Origin of the sequence: Psychroflexus sediminis (assembly GCF_900099815.1) — a bacterium.
Classification (GTDB): Bacteria; Bacteroidota; Bacteroidia; order Flavobacteriales; family Flavobacteriaceae; genus Psychroflexus; species Psychroflexus sediminis.
The window spans coordinates 292,422-314,439 of record NZ_FNCW01000003.1 but is presented as its reverse complement, the minus strand read 5'-3'; the positions used below and the strand labels follow the sequence as shown (position 1 = coordinate 314,439).

The following is a 22,018-nucleotide window of genomic DNA, read 5'->3' as shown; positions in this document are numbered from 1 at the left end:
CTATAAAGAACGAATATTTAAACCTATGGCATATTGATAACTTAAGAGTTTTACGAGCCAAAGCCAAGAAAGCTGTAGAGCATTATAACACTAAAAGACAACATGATAGTTTGAGTGGGAAAACCCCAAAAGAATTTAAAAATTATGTTTTAAATTTGGATAGCCAAGAAAGACCGATGACGATCATATATGCTGATGGTAATTATAAAATCAAAGAGGCATTGAAGCACCATAGCTTAAACCCAAATGAAGAGCCTCAGGCTCATAATTGTCCGATAGGATTATGAAAATAATCAATTAGTATATTAACCAAAACGGTCAACGCTATTTAGGGAAGGTCAACCATCATAATACCCATAACCTAGCTCTACATTTACATTAAAGCCCTGTTTATTGGTCCGCTGAAGACCATACACTGCACCGTAAAAAGCGAGAGAAAAACCTTTATCCGCATCCAGATTATTTGCGATCTGAAGAGGATCCCAGAAGAATGTAGTGGCAGGGCCAATAAAATTAGCTGAATTACCGGTTACATTATTACCAAGATCTTTACGCTGTTTAAAATTATGATAATATCGCACACGAGTATGCCATGCAAATCCAAACGTATAACCTTTCTGATAATATCCAAATGCGGGTGACAGACTTGTGGATGCACTTACATTTCTAAACAGTCCTAATTCGTAACGAATGCCTGGGCCTAAAAAGTTGAAAGTCACTTGATGTCGTTCTAAATTAAGGATCCCTCCAATTCCTTCAGAAGAATATTGAGATGACATTGAAATACTAATTAATAGAATGAAGCAGGTAACAATTGGTTTTAAGATTTTCATTTTAAAAAGATATATATTCTAAAATAAAACTCAGCAGTGTTCTAAAATGAATATCATTTTGATTCCATTAAAAATTCTGAGTTATTAATATATAAAAATAATCTAACTTAGGGATTCAAGTAAATTGATAATGAAATCAATTAAAATTGAATTAAACCCGTTAAATTTAGGGCTTATTAAGATTCTGCTTCGATGAAAAAGTCCAGACTAGACAAGATTCTCTTACTGCCCATAAAACATTTCATCCAGAAAAAAACATCTGTAGGCAATTTGCTCATCATTTCCGCTGTCCTGGCTATGCTGGTAGCCAATTCCCCCTGGTCTGACCTCTACCATAGTTTTTGGAAGCAATACGTGTATATAGGCTTTGAAGAGGTAGTGATTAAGAAAAACATACTGCACTGGATCAATGACGGTTTGATGTCTGTTTTCTTTTTCCTTGTGGGCCTGGAATTGAAACGAGAGTTTGTTCACGGACACTTGTCAAATCCTAAAGATACCCTGTTACCCCTGTCGGCCGCACTTGGCGGCATGCTGGTCCCCGCCCTAATCTTTTTCGGCATCAACCAGGGAACCGAAGCCATTTCAGGATGGGGAATTCCCATGGCCACAGATATTGCTTTTGCCCTGGGGATTATTTATCTCCTGGGAGACAAAGTCCCCATAGCCCTTAAAATATTCCTAACAGCACTGGCCATCATAGATGATCTTGGTGCTGTAATTGTCATTGCTTTTTTTTACACCTCAGACCTGTCCCTGTCCAGTCTTGCCCTGGGCGCTCTGTTTTTAATCATTCTCCTGGGAGCCAATAAATTAGGCATAAGAAATACTATTTTTTATGCCATTTTCGGAATTGGAGGCTTGTGGCTTGCTGTCTTGTTATCAGGAGTACATGCAACCATTGCAGGGGTTTTAGTAGCCTTTACCATACCCAGTAAAAAACGAATCGACACCCGGCTTTTTTTAAGAAAGGCCCGACAGCTCTCCAATAAAATTCGAAAAATCTTCAGGCAAGAAGAGGATGAGGATGAAATATCAAGTCAAATTGAGAAATTTTCTTCCCTTTCCAAAGAGGCTACAGCTCCGTTACACAGACTTGAGAACGCTTTATATCCTATAGTCAATTTTGTGATTTTGCCCGTATTTGCCTTTGCCAATGCAGGGGTTACCATAAGTCAGGATGCCTTAAGCAACTTTTTTTCACCGGTAGCTCTGGGCGTTATGCTGGGTTTGATTTTAGGAAAGACGATTGGAATAGTCCTTTTTACGAAACTGGTGCTAATCTTCAAAATCAGCTTACTCCCGGAAGGCGTGACTTTTAAACATATATTCGGAATAGGCATTCTGGCATCCATTGGATTTACCATGTCTATTTTTATCACTGAACTGGCTTTTGAAAGCGATCTTTATAAGACCCAGGCCAAAATCGGTATACTCTCTGCTTCTGTCCTGGCTGGCATAGGCGGCTATTTTTATCTGAAGTATGTTGGGAAAGACAAAGAGACTCAAGCTTGAAAGTGACTGTTTTTTCTTCTCAATTTTAATGGACGTTAGCCATTCTTAGCATTAAACGGGTAAATAATTCAACCAGCCCACTGATTCAGAAATAATCCAAAGCACAAAAATGAGATACAATACCAATAAAACCAGACCTTCCCACTTTTCCAGATGAAGACCTGTACGCAAGAACGTGAACAGGACAATCGTAGCCAGGGTCAGGTACATCATCATAGGAATTGCCATTTCAAAATTGATGACAGCGGCTCTGGCGATAAGAATACCTGCGGGAATCGCTATAAGCAGGTCAAATATATTGCTCCCCAGAACATTGGATAAACTCACTTTTGGCTGACCGTTAATGGCAACTCTTACGCTCACAATAGCATCTGGCACACTGGTTGCCGCAGCCAGTACCGTGGCGCCCCAAACGAAACTGGGAGTCCCAAAGTATTCTCCAAAAAATATAGCTGATCTCACCAGGCCTTCCACGCTAACCACAATCAGGACAAGACCTCCAAGAAACTTCAGCCATGTTTTCCAGATAGAATGATAGGCAAGGTCTTCTTCAGTCGCTGCATCGGTTTTCGCCGTGGTTTCCTCGGCAGATTTGTTTTGAAAATGGCTGGTTTCCTGTTGCTGTAAAAAAACATACAGAATATAGATAAAAACAGGGATAAGAGCCAGACCCCAGGTGACTGTTCCCTGAAGATTTTCAGATTCTATCGGATTATAGATGACAGCCATGCAAAACACCAAAAGCATCACTGCCACGGAGATAATATAAAACTGAGCATCCTTATACACCAGTATCCGATCCAGTTTAAGCCTTCCTGCCAAAAGAGCACTCAGACCGGGAATGACCAGTATATTGAAAATTGCCGAACCCACAATCGCGGAAACACCCAAATCAAACTGTCCGTGTGTCAATGTGGAAATTACCGTAGTAGACAGTTCCGGAAAGCTCGAGCCCACTGCTGTGATAATACTCCCCTGCACAATGGGTGGTAGTTCATAATACTTAGCGAGTACTCCGGCAGATTTTTCAAGAATTCCTCCCCCTTTCCAGACCACCAGAGAGGCTACAATAACAACCACAAAATAGAGTAAGAGTTCCATAAAGGTTTCAATAATTTAAGTCTTATGCCTCTTCTGAATAGCTAATCTGTTGTTAGACTGAAACAATGCCATTTCGAAATTAAAAAAAATCGTCTTAATGATGAATCAATATAAGAAAATACCAGAACATAATTCTTGAAAAGAAAAGCAACATTTCAGCTTTAAATTTCACAAATCGGATGAGATACCAGGCATTTCTGGGAATCAGAAAATCAGTGATCCTGTATGAAATATTTCAGTACCTTCATAATTCACTAACAGCATTAAAAACTCAACGTGAAATTCACTGATCTGAAATACCTAACGGCCTACCTTATTCCTATCTGTGCGATTTTGGGAATACTGAATCCGGCGCAATTCAGCTACCTCACTCCTATTGTAACTTTTGGTATAGTTCCCGTTTTGGAGCTATTCACCCCTCAGTTAACTCAAAACTTATCCGAAACCGATAAAACCTCAAAGGCAAATCATCCCTTTTTTGACTGGCTATTGCATTTAAATTTACCAGTGGTCTACTTTATCTTAGGCTTTTCATTATTTACCCTAGAATTTAAAGAACTGAACACAGTTCAGCTAGTCGGTTTGGTTATAAGCGTAGGTATCGTACTTGGGAGTAATGGAATAAACGTAGCTCATGAGTTGGGACACCGAGATAATCGGTGGAGTCAGTTAGCTGCAAAATTGCTTTTGCTGCCCTCCTTTTATACGCATTTTACCCTGGAACATAACTTTGGGCACCATGCCAAAGTTTCAACACCAGAGGACCCGGCAACAGCAAAACTCAACCAGAGTGTTTTTTCGTTCTGGTTCACCTCATCAATCCGGCAGTATAAAAGCGCCTGGCGACTGCAAAAGCAAATGCTTAATGCCAAAAATCATACATTCTGGTCGATTCATAATTCAATGCTGATCAATACAACCCTTCAATTCCTTTATATCGCTTTGCTGTTTATACTTTTTTCCTGGCAGACCGCCGTTTTAGCTATGAGCATGGGGGTGATTGGATTTTTACTTCTGGAAAGCATCAATTATATCGAGCACTATGGCTTACTGAGAAAAAAGCGAAAAAGCGGCAGATATTATCCGGTCAGGGAAATCCATTCCTGGAATTCCAACCATTTACTGGGCAGAATTTTGCTTTACGAACTCACCAGGCACAGTGACCATCATTACAGAGCCTCCAAAAACTATCAGTTACTGGATTATTACTCCACAAGCCCCGAATTGCCCTATGGCTATCCAACCAGTATTCTCATTGCTTTAATCCCTCCCCTTTGGTTTGCGCTTATGAATCCACGAATTCCCGGAGACATGAGAGCATTGGCTTCACAACTGAATAATTAATTCCCGGGTTAAAATAAAATAGACCAGGAGTATAATTCCTGGTCTATTCTTAAGATAACTTCTAAGGAAATTTTACTCCTGCATCTCTCTGTTTTTAACATATTTCTCGAGCCATTGATCCTGCTCCCATAGCATATGCATTATGCTTTCTTTGGCCGCATAGCCATGACTCTCCTTAGGCAACATCACCAATCTGGCAGGGGCTCCTAGGCCTTTAAGGGCATTGAAATAACGCTCGCTTTGCATAGGATAAGTCCCCGAATTATTGTCAGCCTGACCGTGAATAAGCAACAAAGGGGTTTTCATTTTGTCCGCATTCATAAATGGTGACATGGTGTTATACACCTCCGGGGCTTCCCAGTAACTGCGCTCTTCAGACTGGAAACCAAACGGCGTTAAGGTCCTGTTATAAGCACCACTACGAGCAATACCTGCGGCAAATAAGTCTGAATGCGACAATAAATTGGCTGTCATAAAAGCACCATAACTATGTCCGCCTACAGCCACTTTATTTCTATCGATATAACCCAGCTCGTCTACTGCATCTATCGCAGCTTTAGCATTGGATACCAATTGTGTTTTGAAGGTGTCGTTGGGCTGCTCGTCACCTAGACCAATGATAGGAAAGGCCGCATCGTCCAGAACCACATACCCTCTGTTTACCCAGTAAATCGGAGAACCATAATAGGGATACGTAAACTCCTTGGAACTGGAAGTAACCTGTGACGCACTGGCTTTGTCCTTGTATTCACGGGGATAGGCCCACATCAGCATCGGCATTTTTTCCTTTTTATCCTTGTCATAACCTACAGGCAGGTACAAGGTTGCAGAAAGTTCTAAACCATCTTCCCGCTCGTAGGTGATCACTTCTTTATGAACGTTTTGTATGGCTTTAAAAGGATTTTCAAAATCTGTGATTTGCTCCAGATCACCAGTTTTATAATTTCTAAAATAATAATTTGGATAATCATTACTGCTTTCACGTCTAGTGAGAATTCTACCCTTCTTGGCATCTATCATATTCACAAGAGATACCAGCATATCTGATTCCTCCACCTGGAAAACGCGCTCGGTCTTACCGGTCTTAAGGTTGTAATGGTCTACAAATGGAAATTTCCCTTCGGCAGAATAACCTTCACCCGTAAGCACCAGTTTATCATCTAAAATCTGAAGTACAGATTCGTGGTATTTATTTTTGGTAGTTACGAAATTCCCTGGATCGGCATAGGTGTCCTGATAGTTTCTCTCGCTAAAAACGACAGCTTCTTCATAAGGTTCAGAAGGATCAAAAATACTGGTCTTTATGGTTCTTGTGTTCCACCAATATTCATATAAAACAGCGGTCTGTTCATTTCCCCACAATATGCCTGAGAACCTGAGCTGAGTTTTTAATAAGGATGTCGCATCCCCGTCAAACGGAGCTTCCAGTTGAAAGACTTCATCTCTGAATCCGACTTCCTTATTGGCATCTCCTTCATCCAGGGCTTCTGCCCAGACCAATGTTGCCGGGTGATCGTCTCTCCAGGATAAAGCTCTGGGTCCTGTTCTCGTAGACATAAATCCTTTAGGCATTTCCTCGATAAGCGGAACATCTGCAGCGAGATAAGCAAGGTCACCGGCCTGGGTATAAATACTGTAAGTTGTCGGAAATCTGCCATAGGTAACGATGTAAGAGAATGGTTTATGGATTTCCGATACCATGACATAAGTTCCGTCTGGTGAAATCGACATGCTACTATACATGGCTGCAGGTTTCCACAGGCTTAAATTTCCATTCAGATCTACCTTATGGATTTCTGAAGTCGCCAGGACTTCAAAATTGAATTCATCATCATTGTTTTTGAGCAAATCCTGATAGGTTCTGTTCTGAGCTTCGACTCCAGCTTCATTCACAGACACGGTTGGTCCAGAAGGAACTTTATTATCGGTGTTTATAAGCTCCGGTCTGTTTTCCGGTAATGTTTTAACCATTAATCCGGATTCATCCGGAAGCCAGGTTAAAGTTGTTCCTATATTGCCATTCACAATAGCCGGAGTGAGTCGACTGGCCATTTTTTTGCTGTAGTCGATGACCCACAATTCGTTACCTGTCTCGGTCGTATGGGTAAAAGCGATATAATTATACTCCGGAGACCAGTTTATATTTGAAATCTTTGGGTTGTCCGGCAGGTTTTGGATTTCAGACTCCTTCTTTTTTTGGGGATCAAATAATTTTAAGTTTATATAAAATCGCGTTCGGCTTGAAATATTGGTTTTAGGATTAATTCGCAAGCCCGCCAGTCTGAGTTCATCTTCAGCCAGATCTTCAATAGACTTGTATTGATTTCTATAGATTAATAACGCCCTGCTGGCATCGGGATTTATACTCATAGATGGGGGCAGAGGAACATCCGCTAGTTCTAGAATGTCTTCATGAGGCATCTGGTACTTTAAATCCAGCTGTGAGAATCCCAGAAATGGTAAAAAAGTCAGTAATAAGACAATAAAATTTTTCATATACTATTTTTTAAGTTATTCCTAAAATTAATCAAATTTGATGAATAGTCCACATTTAATTTAGCTAACTGACCTTCAAATTTTTAACAAATCACTTGACTTATAAATCTCTAGGTATCTTTATCTTGCAGAAAAAAAAATCATGTTAAGATATTTACTTATAGCTCTAGTGGTACTGAAGAGCTATAATTCGTTCTCACAACTTCTCAAAGATGATTTCGAAGGAAACACGACCATAACCACCTGGGCTGCCGATGACGTTGAAATGAATACCGGGTTTAGCAATCCTTATCCGGGTACGCAGAATCCTTCATCAACAGTTTTGAGATATGTAGATAATGGAGGGGTATATGCAAATATTCGTTTTACTAGTTCAGCTAAGATCATTTTGGAGCAAAATTCGCCTTTCAACGTAGATATATATGTTCCTTCTTCAAGTATATCAGGAACTCAGCCCAATCAGATCTCCTTAAAACTTCAAAATAAGGATCAGGCCGAGCCATGGTCAGATCAGACTGAGATTATAAAACCCATAGTTTTAGACCAGTGGCAAACCGTGACCTTCAATTTTGCGACAGATAATTACGTCAATTTGGATCCTGCCTCCCCGGATCCCTTATCCAGAACCGACTTTAACCGGGTTGTGCTTCAGGTGAATGGGGAAAATAATACGGATGTTGTGACGGCCTTTATCGATAATTTTTATTTTAATGGTGGTGAAGCCCCTTCCGAACCTCAAAATCCAAATGATCCCGTTTATGATAAGCTGGTCTGGTCGGATGAATTTAACACCGACGGGGCATTAGATTCCAGCAAGTGGTTTCACCAAACCTTGCTCCCCAACGGAAGTTCTTGGTTTAACGACGAAATACAGCATTATACAGATCGTCTTGAAAATACCTTCGTGCAGGATGGTATCATGCATCTGGTGGCCAAAAAAGAAACCTACACGAGCCAGGGCACAACTAAAACCCATACCTCAGCACGACTGAATTCAAAATATGCTTTCACTTATGGTCGTGTGGAAGTAAGAGCCAAATTACCAACCGGCGTTGGCACCTGGCCTGCCATCTGGATGCTGGGACAGAACATCAATGAAAACGGGGCGTACTGGGATAATCAGGGCTTCGGAACTACATCCTGGCCTGAATGTGGCGAAATTGATATCATGGAACACTGGGGAGATGATCAAAACTTTGTTCAAAGTGCCATGCATACCCCATCCAGTTATGGTGGAACCATAAATCACGGGGGACAAATTATCCCCACAGCTTCTTCTGAATTTCACGTTTACACACTCGACTGGTACGAAGATCGTATGGTTTTTGCAGTAGATGGGACTGTACATTATACCTATCAACCCGATTTGAGAAATTCTTCAACCTGGCCCTTTACCGAGAATCAGTATATTTTACTGAATATAGCTATACAGCCTACTATCGATCCGAATTTCACCCAAAGCGCCATGGAAATAGATTACGTAAGAGTATATCAGGAAAGTTCCCTGGGAACCGAAGAAGTTTTAAGGGAGTCCAGGTTAACGATAGCTCCGAATCCCGTCCAAAACTTTACCACTGTATACAAACCCAGTACAAGTCTTGATCAGACACTTGAAGTGTATACCATTCAGGGACGTCGGATTAATGCATACGATTTAAATCAAAAAGAAACGAAAATCGACATGTCAGACTGGTCGCCGGGAATTTATTTCTTTAAGCAAAGCGGAACTGAAGGCCTTCGTACCTATAAAGTTTTGAAGCAGTAATTTTTGAAATTAATAACCTATAAAAAAAGAGTTGATATTTATATTTCAACTCTTTTTGCAGTTATAGCAGTTTATGATTTCTTCCGTGTATCTGCAATATAGCTTATTTTCCAACCCTGTTTGGTTTTCAATAGGCTTATCACATTGATTCCTGTATGTGAACGTTTGTCATTGACATAAAATGAATAGGGCAAGGTATATTGAGCTAAGTGTTCGGTAACAATGGATTCTTTTGAAATTATTTTTTCAAAGATTTCGGTTTCCTCGGGAATGGATTTTACACCTTCAATAAAACCCTGTTTGCTTTGAGAGTTCAGCACAATCTCATCGCTTAGAGACAGGGTATGCAATTGCATATCGTCCAGACATAGGGCTCCTAAGGTTTGATGATCTTTAGAATTTAAAGCCTCAAAAAAGCTGTCTACAACTTCATCTGCTGTTTGAGCATGGATTTGCCATGATGAGAAAAATAGAAGGACAGCTATACTTATGGCTTTTTTCATAACATTTGTTTTAATTAGTAATTAAATAAGCGTCAGCTAAGATATTATATTGCCAAATCATAATAAATATGATTTTCAATTATTTAAATTCAACTGAGAAAATATATTTTTATAGTTGGCTTTAAAAGACAAGCTTTACGTTTTACGATCAAATTCTAAGTCATGATAGGTGAAAATGAATTTTTATTGAGACTGGGAGATTCTTTCTTTATGGTTTTCCATACAGTTCTGATTTTTTTCAATCTTTTTGGCTGGTTGTATAAAGCCTTTCTCAAATGGCATCTTATCGTGATAGCTTTGACATTTGCTTCCTGGGGTGTTTTAGGCCTATGGTATGGATTTGGCTATTGTCCCCTTACAGACTGGCATTTTGATATTTTAAAAAAGCTGGGGGAGACTGATCTTCCTCCATCCTATATCAGTTATCTTTTACAAAGGCTTTTCAATTTACATATACCCGGAGATGTGGTCAACGGACTCACTTTAAGCTTTTCACTGCTCGCTTTGAGTATATCCCTGTATCTCAATTTTTTCAAAACAAAAAAAACTGCAGACCTGTAGTTCTCAAAAGCTTAAATTTTAAAACGCCTTTTATGATCTCACCTCTGTTTTGAATGAGAGCCTATTTAAATTTAGGTCTAGCCCCCGAACTGAGATTCCCACATTCGATACTGAAATCCTGCTCCAAAATTTTTCAGAAAAAACTAAATGAGAATAAGAGAATACCTGCTTTCACTTTTATTTAATCAGAGGAATATTCAACTTAAGGCGTGGTATCTTTTTCGATAAACAACCTGTATATATCAGCGTGCTCCCGATCAGAAATGGTATATTCAGCTACTTAGGAGACCGAAAGTCAATTTAATGCAATTCCTCTTTGGTAAGTACTGATAACCTGTACTTAAAATTGAATCAGGCCAAGCAAATCCTCCCAGGCCTTTTCTCTGGCCATTTTATTTTCCGGAGAAGCATTGGGCTGAGCGCCACTTCTCATAAACCCATGCCCCCCGTTTTCGTAAATATGGTATGTATAAAATTTTCCTAGCCTATTCATTTTCTGTTCGGTGTCGGGAATTGTAGAATTGACTCTGGCATCACTACCGCCATAAAACCCATAGACCGGGACTTCTATTTTAACCAAATCCTCCATCGCTACAGGAGCTGTTCCATAAAACACGAAAGCCTCTTCAAGATTGGGGTTGTGGGTCGCATACTTAAAACTTTGAGAACCTCCCCAGCAAAAACCTATGACAGACACCTCTCCAGTTCCGGCAGCTATAGACTGGGCATAGTCAAAAACCCTGTCCAAATCTGAAATGACCTGGTCTTGATCCAGATTATAAATCGCTGTCCTTGCAGCATCAGAATTTTTAAAATCACTTGTTTTTGAAATACCTTCAGAAGTATTTGACAATAAATCCGGAGCAATAGCTATAAATCCTTTTTCTGCCAGCTCGTCTGCAAAACGTCTTGCCCAATCATTAAGCCCTCGGTTTTCATGTATGACGATAAATACTTTAGCTTTATCTGGTACCTCAGGATAGGCTACAAAATTATACAGGGTTCTGCCATTGCTTTCTAATTCCACCCACTCCTGATGTCTGCGAGACTGTTCCAAAACATCAAGGTCGGTTTGAGAAAAAGCAAGCATCGAACATACCAGGCTTAGGATAGTGAATAGTAATTTCATCAGAATTGGATTTGGGTTATACTAAGGTATTCTATTTTTTTAAATTGAAAATTTTACTGAACGTAATACCACAACTGAAGACAGGTGAATGCAATGAGCATGGCCAGACCATAACTCAATAAGGTACCGATAAGAACATATTCGGTAAGTTTCCTGTCTTTTGATTTGGACAGATCATTAAATCGAAAAATGGATTTAGCCGCAATCAAAAAACCAATCCCGGCCCAATGCCCCGAAAAAACAAACCCGAAGATAAATAATCGCTCTAAAACCCCTATATACCAGCCGGCCTTCTCCAGGGCTTCCCCTTCAAAATGATTGAGATCCCATTTCGAGAGCAGGACTTTCATCATCATTCCGGAGACAGAGGTGAGGAGCACGAAAGCTAAAATGAGAACCAGCCATTTGTCCTGGAGCTGCAGTAGGTCTGACCAGTCCCAGGTGAAGTATAGTCCGACAGCAGTTAGTATAGCAAGCAGATGCAAAGCCTGATCTCCAAAAAAGAGAGGAATCTCCGAACATCGGTTTTGAAGCTTTATTTTCAGTAAATCAATTACAAAATGACTGATTCCAATACCTATAACCACTGGAATAAAACTTGTTTCAAAACCTGTAAATAAAAACATGAGCAAAAAATGAACCCCTATGTGAAACCAGAAGAATTTTGATTTCACCGCTTTTCGTTCTTTACTCTTCACCCACTTGTAGGGCTGAAATACAAAATCACCCAAAAAGTGAGCGAGTAAAAGCTTTAGAAGTAGAGTGGTCATGCGCTCAGGCTTAAGTGTTTATAATACTCCAGCAATTTTAAAATTTCCTTATACCCCGTCTTTTGAAGTGTGAAACTTACGGTACTTGCCGCTTTATTTAATTTTTCAGCAATTTCTTTTTGCGTATAAGCCGGATACTCCAGGGCTATTTTTAGCGTTGCAGCATCTACGCTTGTCCACCTGTCAAAGGTTAGAGCTCCAAGTTCTAACATTAAATTTAAAGTAGCATTGTCCTGTTTATTTCCGGTTTCTACTGCCAGATGACTTGCTTTCAGGGTTTCGAAACATTGCCCTGATCTGTAAAAGGCCTCCCCCTGTTCCTCTGTTATTTTTCCCGAAGAACCTTTGGTCTCCCCTATTCCGACAGCCATTCTGACATCCAGAGATTTATGTACTTTGATACAGGCTTTTATATAAAAACAGGCCTTTAAACTCTTGGCGACTGTCGTTTTAAGCTGAAAGCTGTCCCCTCGGTAAATCTCCCAGTCCTTTGGTTGTTCGCCGTATCGATTTAAAGCAAGCTTTAAGGTTTCCAGCCAGTCGGAACTCTTATTTTGTTTTGAATTGACAATATCTCCTGTAATGATTGCTATCATAGTCCACTTAGTATAATATTCGACTAATATATCAAATTTTTTACAATTCGATCTATGTATCGAATTTTCAAGTATTCGACTTAAGAATCGAATTATTGTCCATTTATAGTGAATCCATTTCGTTTTAAAAACATTTATTAAAGAAATATACCTAAATGAGTCCGATTGACTTTTACAGATTCTATTTTTGCAGCATATCTGTTTTTCATGAAAATTGAATATTTAGTTCTGTTCCTGTTTTTTACATTGAATTCCTATGCACAATCGGTCTTCGGTGATGATCAAATCATCAAAAAGACGATGTCTCAACGCTGGGAACTCGATGAAGATGATAAAAACGGGACCTTTAAGCTCACATTTTACAAACCTATTTATGTATTACCCGTAAGATGGTCGAATGATCCCAATGTACTTCCACAAAGTAATAATCCACAAAACAGTTTTAAAGAGCCCTTAAATTATGATCAGGTGGAAGCCAAGTTTCAATTAAGCCTGAAAACCAAATTGATTCAATCTTTTCTATTTGGGCACGGTGATATTTGGCTGGCTTACACTCAACTTGCCAACTGGCAGGTTTACAATGACCCCATCTCCAGACCTTTCCGTGAATTGAATTACGAACCGGAAATCATTGTCAATTTTCCTATCAATCTGAATGTATTCGGTATAGATTTAAAGATGGCAGGACTGGCGTTCAACCACAAATCTAACGGTAGAGATTTACCCAGATCAAGGAGCTGGAACAGACTTATTTTTCATGTGGCTTTCGAGAAAGATAACTTTCAACTCTATCTCAAACCCTGGATAAGGGTGGAAAGTTCAGACAAAGATGATAATCCTCTCATCAGTGACTATGTAGGAAGAATGGAGGCTGAAATGCTATACAACCTGGATAAACACAGCATTCAAGTGATTGGAAGAAACAATCTGGATTCTGAACTCAATAGAGGAAGTCTGGAAATCAATTATATGTACTCTGTAAAATCCAACCTCAGGCTGCACGTTCAGGCCTTTACAGGTTATGGAGAGACGTTAATTGATTATAATCACAAGCAGACCACTTTAGGTATTGGCATATCGTTTATAGACTGGTAAAAATTTCAAAACCAGCCCCTAGTCATGCATATTTTCGCAGATAGCACGGCTAATTTAAAATCAAAAATACCGTGCAGCTTTAAAAGCGTACCTTTGCAAAATAATAAAGAAATGGCCTGAATTTAATTAGTGTCATTTCATAAACACTTTTTATGTCATTTAAGTCATTAGGACTCTCAGAATCTCTTGTCAAAGCGGTAAGCGAACAAGGTTACGATACCCCAACACCCATTCAGTCTAAAGCAATACCTCCCGTCCTCGAAGGAAAGGACGTGCTTGCTTCAGCACAAACAGGAACAGGTAAGACCGCAGGCTTTACTTTGCCCTTGCTTCACACCTTATCTCAAACGCCTCCACAACGCAATAGACCGATACGCGCATTGATTTTAACCCCAACGCGGGAACTGGCTGCTCAGGTTCATCAAAATGTAAAAGACTACAGCAAATACGTCGATTTAAGATCCACCGTTATTTTTGGTGGAGTCAATCAAAAATCACAGGTCTCTACACTTAGAAACGGAGTGGATGTGTTGATTGCCACGCCCGGTCGTCTTATCGATTTAAACAATCAGGGCTTATTATCGCTAAGCAAAGTTGAAATCTTAGTCCTCGATGAAGCCGACCGCATGCTGGACATGGGCTTTTTGAGAGATATTAAAAAAATTATGGGTCTTATCCCAAAACAAAGACAAACGCTTTTGTTTTCGGCCACCTTCTCAAGAGAAATCCGAAAACTCGCCAATGAGTTTTTAAAGAATCCAATTTCTGTGGAATCCACTCCTGAAAACACGACTGTAGAGGCTATCGAACAGCAGGTTTACCGTGTGGCTAAGGAGAAAAAAACAGATTTGCTCATCAAACTTATTACGGAAGGCAACTGGGATCAGGTGCTGGTGTTTTCAAGAACCAAACACGGCGCCAATAAACTGGCCAAAAAACTGGAAGCTGCCAAGATTGGTGCAGCAGCCATACATGGTAATAAAAGTCAGGGCGCAAGAACCAAAGCACTCGCAGGATTCAAAAGCGGATCTGTGAAAGTTTTGGTAGCGACAGATATCGCTTCCCGAGGTCTGGACATTCCTCTCTTACCGCATGTGGTCAATTTCGAACTGCCAAATATTTCAGAGGATTATGTGCATAGGATAGGACGAACAGGAAGAGCTGGTGCCAGCGGACTTGCGGTTTCGTTGGTAAGTGCGGATGAAACTGTGTTTTTGAGAGATATTGAAAAATTGATTGGTTCCAAAATTCCGATGGATATTTTGGAAGGCTTTGAGCCGGACCCAAATGCTTCGACAAAGCCTTTCAACCCTCAACAAAGAGGTAAAAAACCTCGAAGTTCTTCAAATTCAAGACCTTCCGGAAATAAACCCAGAACGACAAGAACAAATTCCAGCAAGTCAAGACGCTAAACACAAAGGCTGTGGAAACACAAAAAAATAATCCTTTACACGGAATCACACTGGAACAAATCCTTATAGATTTGGAAGCTTTTTATGGATGGAAAAGACTTGGAGAGCAAATTAACATTCGCTGCTTTAAAGACAATCCATCCATAAAATCAAGCTTAAAATTTTTGCGGAAAACCCCCTGGGCCAGAACTAAAGTAGAGCAGTTGTACCTTAGATTTCAGAGAGAAATCAATGGATGATTCAGCTCCAGGGCACTGACTTAGAGGACCTGTAGAAGGTATTCCAGCACTGCTGTAACCCCTATACAAACTCAGCTTGAAGCGCATCGATACCCTGAAGGTTTTGAAGAAACCATGCTCTGGGGCACTGCCTTTGCAGGAGCCAGCTTAAGATTTCATCTGCAGCACATTACTGTAGTCATCGACAGAATGATGACTTATGCTCAACACAAAAAATGTTCTGAATGCCAGTGTGTTTACTTAAAAAATGAAGGGAAAGCAAATGATGAAATCACTTAGCTGTTTTACTGAGCAAGCTGGATGCAAAGATTGAAGAAAGCCTGCTCTTTTTTTAAAACGCTAAAAGATACAGATTTGACCCAGTCTCTTCCTGTCGGAAGTAGGAGTTACCTTCTAAACTGATCAGCTTTTATTTCATGCTGCTGAACACAGTCAGCGGCATATAGGCCAATTACTGCTTACCGTGATTGGCTTAAAAAACCAGACCCTTTCAGTTTTTTTTAGCTAAAGTAAATTCCAAAGCACTTACTTCGCTTTCTGTTTCAACTGAAGCCCATAGAGAAAATTTCTTAAGTACTGATCCATCAGTTCTCTGTATTGAGGCTGAGTTGGTCGTCGCATAAAAGAGCTCAATTCGTGTTTGCTTACTTTTTTGCCAGCCAGTTGGAATAATTCAATTAGGTCTTCGGATTTCAGTTCGTAGGCGATTTTGAGTTTTTTGAGCACATCATTGTTATTCAAAAAGGTTTCATTTTCTGGAGTTTTACCCTCTTTTTTTCCACGGTGAGCGATGATAAGCCCGTTGAGGAAAGCTGCCAGTTTTTTATCGTCCAGCTCTGCAAAGGCTTCGTCGTCATCGCTTTTAAGCCAGTCGCTTACCTCGGCTCTGCTGACCTCTACCCCTGCCAGTTTAAAAAAGGACATCATTTTGGAATCGGTATATTCAAAAGTATAGCGGAGTCTGCGTAATACGTCGTTATTGGTCATCTTGATTCAGAATTTGATTGCATGGCTAAAATAAATTCAAAAGTAAATAAGCTTTCCTCAAAAGAGACTGATTTTCATGATAAATATGCTCAAACTTTTAAATCAAAATTCGATAAAGTACCAGGCAACGCTTTAAAAAATAACTGTTGAATTATAATGCGGAAAGATTTTCAACACGCATTTTTAAAGTTTTTACCAAACTGAAATCCTTACCTTTGTATTTTACTTTAAACTATGTCCTCTCAACCCCATTACATCGATATACGAGTCACTCCTGAAGTTGCTCACCAGCCTGAAGAATTAAAAACAGTTCTAGCCAGACAGATTGGTACATCAGTAAAAAACCTTGCAGAATTTAAAATTATAAAGCGTTCAATCGATGCGCGGGCAAGACAGATCAAATACCAGTTGCGAATTGCTTATTTCCTCAGGGATGAATCTGTGATCTGGCCTGAATTTGAAGAAAAAAAATACCATCAGGTGACCGAAGCCCAGCCAAGAGTTCTTGTGATTGGCAGTGGTCCTGCCGGTCTCTTTGCAGCGCTTAAGCTTTTGGAACAAAACCTGAAACCTGTTGTTGTAGAACGCGGCAAAGATGTAAGAGCCAGGCGACGGGATCTGGCCAAAATCAATAAAGAACATCTGGTCAATTCAGAATCCAATTACTGTTTTGGAGAAGGAGGCGCAGGCACCTATTCTGATGGGAAACTTTACACCCGCTCAGGTCATAAAAAAACCATCAAAAAAATACTCCTGACCTTTGTAGAACACGGCGCCAGTGAAGATATCCTGGTAGATGCTCATCCGCATATTGGCACCAATAAGCTGCCTGACATCATCACCAAAATGCGAGAAACCATCCTGGATTATGGGGGTGAGATTCATTTTGAAACCAAGCTTACCGACTTTATCATTAAAGAAAATCACCTTGCTGGCATTGAAGTGAACGGGGAAAGTGAAATGTATGCAGAAGCCTGTATTCTGGCCACGGGTCATTCTGCAAGAGATATTTTTTATCTTTTGGATGAGAAAAAAATTCAACTAGAATTTAAAACTTTTGCCATGGGCGTTCGGGTAGAACACCCGCAATCCCTGATTGACCAGATTCAGTACAAAACACCGGAGCGCGGTGTATACTTACCTCCCTCAGCGTATAGCCTGGTAGAACAGGTGGATAACAAAGGCGTGTATTCCTTTTGCATGTGTCCGGGTGGAATCATTGCTCCCTGCGCGACAACTCCGGGAGAAGTAGTAACCAACGGCTGGTCGCCTTCCAAACGAAACAACCCTTACGCCAATTCTGGCATTGTCGTGACTATCGATGATGAAGAATTAGCTGATTTTGAAATTTACGGGGCATTAAAAGGCTTAAAATTTCAGGAAGCTATCGAAAAAAAATGCTGGCAGCTGGCTGGTGAAACTCAGCGGGTTCCTGCACAACGGCTTCAGGATTTCATTTCCAGACGAAAATCCGCTTCCATACCCAAAAACTCTTATCAGCCAGGAACAACTTCAGTAGAAATGGACCAGATTTTCCCCAAAGCCATGACCAAAAGACTTCGTGAAGGCTTTAAGAAGTTTGCCCAAAAGATGAAAGGATTTGATCATCCCGATGCCGTAATTCTGGCACCAGAGTCCCGAACCTCATCTCCGGTAAGAATTCCAAGAGATGAAGCTAGTTTGGAACATCCTGAACTGAAGGGTTTATTTCCTTGTGGTGAAGGCGCTGGATATGCCGGGGGCATTATCTCTGCAGCCATTGATGGAGAACGCTGCGCCGAAGCGGTGTCTAAACTGTTATCCAAAACCAATCCTGGTATATCCTTATAAAAAAACGACCCGTCCAAAGACAGGCCGCTTATTAAGAATCTAATTTTGGCTAATTAATCCGCTTGATAGATTTCTAAAACTCTGGCAGAAGGATCTTTTACGTCCCCACACCATTTTGGCAACCACTGGTAAGGTGTTAATTGAAAATGAGAGCCATAAGTCTTTTCAAAAGTTTTCAGGTAAAAGAATGCTTCTTTGGAAGGTGGCTCTGGTGAATACTTGAACTTTTCAGATTGAAACTCTTCATCGGTCACCAAAGTTTCAATGTGGTCTTTGATCACCTGGCTCCACGACTTCTGCCTGCTGCTCACACTATCCGAAAATCCGTTTTTACGTCTCCATAAGACTTCGCTAGGGATTAGGTCCTCCCCTTCAAAAGCCTTTCTGATTAGGTATTTTTCAATTTTCTGATCTGAGAACATTCTATGTTCCGGAGGGATTGACATAAAGAATTTCACAAAAGCTTTATCAGCAAAAGGAACCCTGGCTTCCAGGCCTGCACTGGAAATCGATCTGTCGCCTCGTTTCATATCAAAAAACTGGATATCTTTTAACAACCTGATGGATTCCTGCTGAAAGCTAACTGAATCCGGGGCGTTCTGGAAATACAGGTAAGACCCAAATTCGTCGGCCGTTTCACCAGAGAACAGGACCTTCACCTCGGAGTGATCCCTGACGTATCTGGAAACCAACTGGTGTCCAACCGAAGCTCTAATCGTTGTTACATCATAGCTTCCAAGCATATAAACGGTATGTTCCAGTTCATCCAAAAAATCTTGTTCGGTACACACGATGCTGTGATGTTTGCTGCCAATATGATCTGCAACTTTCTGGGCTGCTGTGATATCTGGACTTCCTTCCAGACCAATCGAAAAGGTTTCCAGTTGTTTTCCTTTTTCTTTGAGTTTTCTGGCCAAAATTCCTGCTACCAGACTACTATCCAATCCACCGCTAAGCAAACAGCCTAAAGGGCGTTCGCTCATCATCCGTTTTTCTACAGATTCGGTAAGGAGTGTATTGATCCGCAGGCAGTATTCCTCTTCAGTAAATGCTGTAGCCTGATAGTCATGAGTAAAATAAGGGGTAATTTTATCTGTATAAGAGTTCCAGTAGTGACCCGGAGGAAATTGGTTGAGCTGTTTAGTAAAAGCAATAGCCTTGCTTTCTGAAGCAAAATAAATCCCGGCATCTTGATATCCCATATACATGCCTCTCACACCAAGATGATCTCGGGCGGCGATGTAAAAGTCCTTAGCTTCATCATAAAGAACAAAAGCAAACTCACCGTCTATCTCCTGAAGCATTTGCTCCTCACCTATCAAGTTATAGAGATCGATAAGAATTTCGCAGTCGGAACCTGTTTCTAACCTGATATCGTATTTTGCTGCTAATTCCAAAAAGTTGAATATTTCTGCATTTGCCACCAGCCAGACTCCATTTTTATACATAGGCTGATTACCTTTTGGGGTCAAACCATTGATGGCTAAACGATGAAAGCCAAAATAGGTATTTTCCCTGATACTTCTAAAGTCTGAAGCGTCTGGTCCACGATGCTTTATTTTCATGAACTCGTCAATTAAAAACTCACTTGATTTAGGACTTTCGATGGCAACAAATATTCCACACATAATAAAATAATTTAAATTATATAAAGCAAATAAGGCATATTACTTAATATAAATCAATACATATGCTTAAAATATTAAAAATAAGTTTTAAATTAGCTTTTAACTAAAAAATATAAAGATGATAGACCAAACTGACAGGAAAATCTTAAATATATTAAGTAAGGACGCTAAAGCTTCCTTAAAAGAGCTTGGAAATGCCTGTAATATGAGTCCTACAGCGGTACATCTGCGTCTTAAAAAGCTTGAAGACCAGAAAATTGTCACAGGATCCAAGAGTTTGATCGATACTTACCAGCTGGGATATCAGACTCAGAGTTTTATCGGGATCTATTTCAACAAAGCCAATATTTACAGAACGGTGAGCAAAGCCCTGCTTGAAATTGATGAAGTTGTAGAATGCAATTATACCACGGGTAATTTTTCGCTATTGATAAAAGTGGTCTGCAGAGACAATAAGCATCTTACCGAAGTTTTGAGTAATAAAATCCAGACGATAGATGGCGTCGCCAGAACGGAGACCTTCATTTGTCTGGAACAAACCTTTACAAGAGAAATTGAATTCTAAGCATTTCTTGCCAAAAATTTATTCCGTATAATTTGATCTACAGGTACATTATTGATTTTGCTTTCCAGCCAGGAAATGATATCTAAATATAAAAAAGCCCTGCGTTCGTAAGGATCATGTTCATACTTTTTCAGTTTTATAAGCACGGATTCAAAAGCTGCTTTGACATCATGCGGATAGATATCCGGTAATTTTTTCAGAAATGTAATGATTTCAGTTTGAACTTCGTTGAGTTCATTCATTTTCATTAAAAATTTGTAGGTACTTCTCAATTGGATTTCCAGATGATAATCCATTCCTGCATCATAGTGAGCAAAAAGGCTTAAAATTCTCGAAAAACACATCAAATCTTCCCTCATACTCAAGGATTTGTTGTTGATGATATAATTCAGAAATCGAATGCATTCTTTATTATTTCCCACACAAAAGTGCAAACTGGCTATTTTATAATAAAACACCATGATATGATGCTCATCAATTCTATTTTTGAAGCGTTTGATCCCTTTTTGGATGTTATCCACAAGAGCAAGCCCTTCATCAAAAAGACCTTTCATAAAACATAAATTCAGTTTATCCGTATTCAGGTATAAAAATACGAGCCCTTCTATATTATCATCTTTGGGAAAGGATTTATCCTGGATATTAGCTTCAAGCTCCTCCATCACCAGTTCAAACCGTCTGTGGTCCTGAATAAAAAACAAGGACTCCAAAAGGTATTGATTTCCCTTAAGATACCATACGGGATTAAGTGAAATCATCTTTGGGAAATCTTGAAACAGCTCTACCCATTTTTTCGAATATTTATAACAGGCTGAAAAATCCTGTACCAGGAAACTCAGCCATAAATAGGAGTTATAAAGCCATAACTTTTCTCTAAATCCTATGTCTTTAATATCAAACTCCGGTAAGTTTTGTCTAAAATAATTGAGAATTTCAATTTTTTGCTCATCGCTTTTGACGTAACCGGATTTGAGTATGATGCTGTAAAGTTTTAGGGATAAATTGGAAAGCCGCCCTGCAATAATATTGAGTTCGCTTACCGAATTGGACTGATCGATCAAGTCATCTGCCCGGCTTTCAATACTTCTGGTAATATATTGCGACTCGATAAGTTTTTCCAATTCCACAATCTCATAAACCAAGGTCTTTTCCTCATGGGTAAATGCCAGTTCTTTGGCTTTATCGAGAATCTTCAGACTCTGCTTATAGAGCCCTTTATGATAGAGAATAGTCGCAAATTCTGTTTGTTCCCGAACCTGAGAACGCAGGTTTTGATGTAATGGATTGAGTTTTAAACTGATTAAAATTTGCTTATACAAATGTGCTTTTACGTTGGCTAATTGTTGTTTTTTAACAAAGCCAGTATCCAAAATTTCTTTCTCATTATATTTTGGAGATTTATCTAAAAAATTAAATAAGTTTAAAAATTTGGCATCTGTATTTCCTTCTATTCGCCCTACATAAAGCTTGAATTGACGCTTTTCGGACTTCGTCAACGACTTAATCAGTAAAAATAAGTTGTCTTTTTGATCTCTTATCATCACTGAATTATTTTCTTATAATACTGATTATTAGGCATTTAATTTAATTAAAAAGTATTGAACATCGTAAAATGTCAAAAAACTGATTATGCATAAACCTAAGCTATC

General features: G+C 39.6%; 21 protein-coding genes. 11 read left to right on the top strand and 10 right to left on the bottom strand.

Features of this window, described 5'->3' with window-relative positions:
- Nucleotides 1-287: integrase core domain-containing protein (locus tag BLP81_RS04355; RefSeq protein ID WP_143002809.1), on the top strand; the 287-nt coding region annotated here is incomplete at its 5' end.
- A 51-nt stretch (nucleotides 288-338) separates the two neighbouring features.
- Here the strand turns inward: BLP81_RS04355 and BLP81_RS04350 are convergent.
- A complete protein-coding gene (locus BLP81_RS04350) occupies nucleotides 339-779 on the bottom strand; it encodes a hypothetical protein (protein WP_176752683.1) in 441 nt (146 codons plus the stop codon).
- A gap of 246 nt (nucleotides 780-1,025) precedes the next feature.
- Here BLP81_RS04350 and nhaA point away from each other — a divergent pair, with 246 nt between their 5' ends.
- Complete coding sequence (gene nhaA / locus BLP81_RS04345) at nucleotides 1,026-2,348, top strand: Na+/H+ antiporter NhaA (RefSeq protein ID WP_093366132.1); 1,323 nt, start codon at nucleotides 1,026-1,028, stop codon at nucleotides 2,346-2,348.
- 51 nt (nucleotides 2,349-2,399) lie between these two features.
- On the opposite strand, the gene BLP81_RS04340 is transcribed toward nhaA, so the two are convergent.
- Nucleotides 2,400-3,449 carry a sodium:calcium antiporter gene (locus BLP81_RS04340; RefSeq protein ID WP_093366130.1) on the bottom strand — a complete coding sequence of 350 codons (1,050 nt, stop codon included), beginning with the start codon at nucleotides 3,447-3,449 and terminating at the stop codon, nucleotides 2,400-2,402.
- Between the two features lie 276 nt (nucleotides 3,450-3,725).
- On the opposite strand from BLP81_RS04340, the gene BLP81_RS04335 reads away from it, so the two are divergent.
- The gene (locus BLP81_RS04335; protein ID WP_093366128.1) at nucleotides 3,726-4,793 is read left to right on the top strand and encodes an alkane 1-monooxygenase; all 1,068 of its coding nucleotides are present in this window, start codon (nucleotides 3,726-3,728) and stop codon (nucleotides 4,791-4,793) included.
- Between the two features lie 72 nt (nucleotides 4,794-4,865).
- On the opposite strand, the gene BLP81_RS04330 is transcribed toward BLP81_RS04335, so the two are convergent.
- Nucleotides 4,866-7,289: an alpha/beta hydrolase family protein gene (locus BLP81_RS04330; RefSeq protein WP_093366126.1), complete on the bottom strand. Its 2,424-nt coding sequence runs from the start codon at nucleotides 7,287-7,289 to the stop codon at nucleotides 4,866-4,868.
- 142 nt (nucleotides 7,290-7,431) lie between these two features.
- Here BLP81_RS04330 and BLP81_RS04325 point away from each other — a divergent pair, with 142 nt between their 5' ends.
- A complete protein-coding gene (locus BLP81_RS04325) occupies nucleotides 7,432-9,054 on the top strand; it encodes a family 16 glycosylhydrolase (protein WP_093366124.1) in 1,623 nt (540 codons plus the stop codon).
- A 71-nt stretch (nucleotides 9,055-9,125) separates the two neighbouring features.
- Here the strand turns inward: BLP81_RS04325 and BLP81_RS04320 are convergent, their stop codons facing one another.
- Nucleotides 9,126-9,557, bottom strand: coding sequence for a DUF4829 domain-containing protein (locus BLP81_RS04320; RefSeq protein WP_093366122.1), 432 nt, complete (start codon nucleotides 9,555-9,557; stop codon nucleotides 9,126-9,128).
- A gap of 162 nt (nucleotides 9,558-9,719) precedes the next feature.
- Here BLP81_RS04320 and BLP81_RS04315 point away from each other — a divergent pair, with 162 nt between their 5' ends.
- On the top strand, nucleotides 9,720-10,118 hold the full coding sequence (locus BLP81_RS04315) for a DUF2784 domain-containing protein (protein ID WP_093366120.1): 399 nt from the start codon (nucleotides 9,720-9,722) through the stop codon (nucleotides 10,116-10,118).
- A 340-nt stretch (nucleotides 10,119-10,458) separates the two neighbouring features.
- Here BLP81_RS04315 and BLP81_RS04310 read toward each other — a convergent pair whose 3' ends face one another.
- Genes BLP81_RS04310 through BLP81_RS04300 form a run of 3 tightly spaced genes read right to left on the bottom strand, consistent with a single transcriptional unit; the run spans nucleotide 10,459 to nucleotide 12,613 of the window.
- Complete coding sequence (locus BLP81_RS04310) at nucleotides 10,459-11,247, bottom strand: dienelactone hydrolase family protein (protein ID WP_093366118.1); 789 nt, start codon at nucleotides 11,245-11,247, stop codon at nucleotides 10,459-10,461.
- A gap of 53 nt (nucleotides 11,248-11,300) precedes the next feature.
- Complete coding sequence (locus BLP81_RS04305; protein WP_093366116.1) at nucleotides 11,301-12,017, bottom strand: DUF3307 domain-containing protein; 717 nt, start codon at nucleotides 12,015-12,017, stop codon at nucleotides 11,301-11,303.
- A complete protein-coding gene (locus tag BLP81_RS04300; protein ID WP_093366114.1) occupies nucleotides 12,014-12,613 on the bottom strand; it encodes a SatD family protein in 600 nt (199 codons plus the stop codon). Before BLP81_RS04300 ends, BLP81_RS04305 begins: the two co-directional genes overlap by 4 nt.
- Nucleotides 12,614-12,820: 207 nt before the next feature.
- Here BLP81_RS04300 and BLP81_RS04295 point away from each other — a divergent pair, with 207 nt between their 5' ends.
- The 4 genes from BLP81_RS04295 (at nucleotide 12,821) to BLP81_RS13750 (ending at nucleotide 15,638) form a co-directional block, all read left to right on the top strand.
- Complete coding sequence (locus BLP81_RS04295) at nucleotides 12,821-13,708, top strand: phospholipase A (RefSeq protein ID WP_093366112.1); 888 nt, start codon at nucleotides 12,821-12,823, stop codon at nucleotides 13,706-13,708.
- A 152-nt stretch (nucleotides 13,709-13,860) separates the two neighbouring features.
- Nucleotides 13,861-15,120: a DEAD/DEAH box helicase gene (locus tag BLP81_RS04290; RefSeq protein WP_093366110.1), complete on the top strand. Its 1,260-nt coding sequence runs from the start codon at nucleotides 13,861-13,863 to the stop codon at nucleotides 15,118-15,120.
- Nucleotides 15,121-15,131: 11 nt separating this feature from the next.
- Nucleotides 15,132-15,359 carry a VF530 family protein gene (locus BLP81_RS04285; protein WP_093366108.1) on the top strand — a complete coding sequence of 76 codons (228 nt, stop codon included), beginning with the start codon at nucleotides 15,132-15,134 and terminating at the stop codon, nucleotides 15,357-15,359.
- A gap of 114 nt (nucleotides 15,360-15,473) precedes the next feature.
- Nucleotides 15,474-15,638, top strand: a complete 165-nt coding sequence (locus BLP81_RS13750) for a hypothetical protein (RefSeq protein WP_245686408.1) — start codon at nucleotides 15,474-15,476, stop codon at nucleotides 15,636-15,638.
- 246 nt (nucleotides 15,639-15,884) lie between these two features.
- Here the strand turns inward: BLP81_RS13750 and BLP81_RS04275 are convergent, their stop codons facing one another.
- Nucleotides 15,885-16,346: a YehS family protein gene (locus tag BLP81_RS04275; protein ID WP_093366106.1), complete on the bottom strand. Its 462-nt coding sequence runs from the start codon at nucleotides 16,344-16,346 to the stop codon at nucleotides 15,885-15,887.
- A gap of 234 nt (nucleotides 16,347-16,580) precedes the next feature.
- Here BLP81_RS04275 and BLP81_RS04270 point away from each other — a divergent pair, with 234 nt between their 5' ends.
- Nucleotides 16,581-18,176, top strand: a complete 1,596-nt coding sequence (locus tag BLP81_RS04270; protein ID WP_093366104.1) for an NAD(P)/FAD-dependent oxidoreductase — start codon at nucleotides 16,581-16,583, stop codon at nucleotides 18,174-18,176.
- A 53-nt stretch (nucleotides 18,177-18,229) separates the two neighbouring features.
- Here BLP81_RS04270 and BLP81_RS04265 read toward each other — a convergent pair whose 3' ends face one another.
- Nucleotides 18,230-19,804 carry an asparagine synthase-related protein gene (locus BLP81_RS04265; RefSeq protein WP_093366102.1) on the bottom strand — a complete coding sequence of 525 codons (1,575 nt, stop codon included), beginning with the start codon at nucleotides 19,802-19,804 and terminating at the stop codon, nucleotides 18,230-18,232.
- Between the two features lie 118 nt (nucleotides 19,805-19,922).
- Between BLP81_RS04265 and BLP81_RS04260 the strand changes: the two genes are divergently transcribed.
- Nucleotides 19,923-20,369 carry an Lrp/AsnC family transcriptional regulator gene (locus BLP81_RS04260; protein ID WP_093366100.1) on the top strand — a complete coding sequence of 149 codons (447 nt, stop codon included), beginning with the start codon at nucleotides 19,923-19,925 and terminating at the stop codon, nucleotides 20,367-20,369.
- On the opposite strand, the gene BLP81_RS04255 is transcribed toward BLP81_RS04260, so the two are convergent.
- Nucleotides 20,366-21,910: a hypothetical protein gene (locus tag BLP81_RS04255; protein ID WP_093366098.1), complete on the bottom strand. Its 1,545-nt coding sequence runs from the start codon at nucleotides 21,908-21,910 to the stop codon at nucleotides 20,366-20,368. The genes BLP81_RS04260 and BLP81_RS04255 overlap by 4 nt on opposite strands.
- Nucleotides 21,911-22,018 lie beyond the last annotated feature (108 nt).

Bases quoted from the DNA above. Each gene is read 5' to 3' on its own strand.
- BLP81_RS04350 (WP_176752683.1), bottom strand. From the start codon at position 779: ATGTCATCTCAATATTCTTCTGAAGGAATTGGAGGGATCCTTAATTTA.
- nhaA (WP_093366132.1), top strand. From the start codon at position 1,026: ATGAAAAAGTCCAGACTAGACAAGATTCTCTTACTGCCCATAAAACAT.
- BLP81_RS04340 (WP_093366130.1), bottom strand. From the start codon at position 3,449: ATGGAACTCTTACTCTATTTTGTGGTTGTTATTGTAGCCTCTCTGGTG.
- BLP81_RS04330 (WP_093366126.1), bottom strand. From the start codon at position 7,289: ATGAAAAATTTTATTGTCTTATTACTGACTTTTTTACCATTTCTGGGA.
- BLP81_RS04325 (WP_093366124.1), top strand. From the start codon at position 7,432: ATGTTAAGATATTTACTTATAGCTCTAGTGGTACTGAAGAGCTATAAT.
- BLP81_RS04320 (WP_093366122.1), bottom strand. From the start codon at position 9,557: ATGAAAAAAGCCATAAGTATAGCTGTCCTTCTATTTTTCTCATCATGG.
- BLP81_RS04315 (WP_093366120.1), top strand. From the start codon at position 9,720: ATGATAGGTGAAAATGAATTTTTATTGAGACTGGGAGATTCTTTCTTT.
- BLP81_RS04310 (WP_093366118.1), bottom strand. From the start codon at position 11,247: ATGAAATTACTATTCACTATCCTAAGCCTGGTATGTTCGATGCTTGCT.
- BLP81_RS04305 (WP_093366116.1), bottom strand. From the start codon at position 12,017: ATGACCACTCTACTTCTAAAGCTTTTACTCGCTCACTTTTTGGGTGAT.
- BLP81_RS04300 (WP_093366114.1), bottom strand. From the start codon at position 12,613: ATGATAGCAATCATTACAGGAGATATTGTCAATTCAAAACAAAATAAG.
- BLP81_RS04295 (WP_093366112.1), top strand. From the start codon at position 12,821: ATGAAAATTGAATATTTAGTTCTGTTCCTGTTTTTTACATTGAATTCC.
- BLP81_RS04290 (WP_093366110.1), top strand. From the start codon at position 13,861: ATGTCATTTAAGTCATTAGGACTCTCAGAATCTCTTGTCAAAGCGGTA.
- BLP81_RS13750 (WP_245686408.1), top strand. From the start codon at position 15,474: ATGCTCTGGGGCACTGCCTTTGCAGGAGCCAGCTTAAGATTTCATCTG.
- BLP81_RS04275 (WP_093366106.1), bottom strand. From the start codon at position 16,346: ATGACCAATAACGACGTATTACGCAGACTCCGCTATACTTTTGAATAT.
- BLP81_RS04270 (WP_093366104.1), top strand. From the start codon at position 16,581: ATGTCCTCTCAACCCCATTACATCGATATACGAGTCACTCCTGAAGTT.
- BLP81_RS04265 (WP_093366102.1), bottom strand. From the start codon at position 19,804: ATGTGTGGAATATTTGTTGCCATCGAAAGTCCTAAATCAAGTGAGTTT.
- BLP81_RS04260 (WP_093366100.1), top strand. From the start codon at position 19,923: ATGATAGACCAAACTGACAGGAAAATCTTAAATATATTAAGTAAGGAC.
- BLP81_RS04255 (WP_093366098.1), bottom strand. From the start codon at position 21,910: ATGATAAGAGATCAAAAAGACAACTTATTTTTACTGATTAAGTCGTTG.